This window comes from Micromonospora desertarenae (assembly GCF_056150265.1).
Genome location: NZ_JAXCFQ010000030.1, coordinates 1 through 762, shown reverse-complemented (window position 1 = coordinate 762; position 762 = coordinate 1). Strand labels below are relative to the sequence as shown.

Genomic DNA, 762 nt, shown 5'->3' with positions numbered 1-762 from the left:
GCGCCGAGTGCGCCGAGGAGTACGCCTTCGTAGCCGATCAGCCGGCCGAGTTCGGGGTCGGTCCAGCCGGTGGCGCGCAGGGCGGCCAGTTCGTTCGCCCGGTCCCGGATGTTGAGGTAGAGCACGTCGGCGACGGCGGCGGCGCCGAGCAGCACTGTCGCGGTGGCGGCGAGGGCGTCGGCGCCGCGGACGGTCAGGGCGATGGTGTCGCCGAGCAGGGTGCCGACGACCGCGCCCTGGAAGGCGTAGCTGATGGCGGCCACGATGGTGAGTGCGGCCACGCCGATGGCGAGGGCGCTGGCGCCGAGCAGGGTGCGGCCGGGGGTGCGGACCAGGTTGACCAGGGCCAGGCCGAGCAGGGTGCGGGGCCGGCGTACCCAGCGGGCGGTGGCGATCGGTGGCCGCAGCGCGGCGGCCGGGTGGGCGCGGGCGGCCCGCAGCGCCGGCACCAGGCCGGCGACCAGGCCGAGCAGCAGCGCCACCGGTACGGCGAGCGCCGCCCGCCACCAGTCGACGCCCACGCCCAGCATGGCGCCCAGCGGGAACGCAAGACCGACGGCGAGCAGTCCGGCCACCAGGCCCAGCAGCGCGACCTCGCCCAGGATCAGCGCGCCGATCCGGCGGGCCGGCCAGCCGAGGCAGGCCAGCACGGCCAGCTCGGCGCGGCGGTCCCGGACGGCGGCGGAGACGGCGTTGCCGAGGAAGAGCACGCAGACCACCAGCACCAGGGCGAACAGCGCCGCGCTCTTGCGGTCCACCGCC

General features: G+C 77.2%; 1 protein-coding gene. It reads right to left on the bottom strand.

Features of this window, described 5'->3' with window-relative positions; translation table 11 throughout:
* Positions 1–762, bottom strand: a 762-nt coding sequence (locus SM577_RS31615; RefSeq protein WP_474588700.1) for an FtsX-like permease family protein, incomplete at both ends; no start/stop codon positions are given.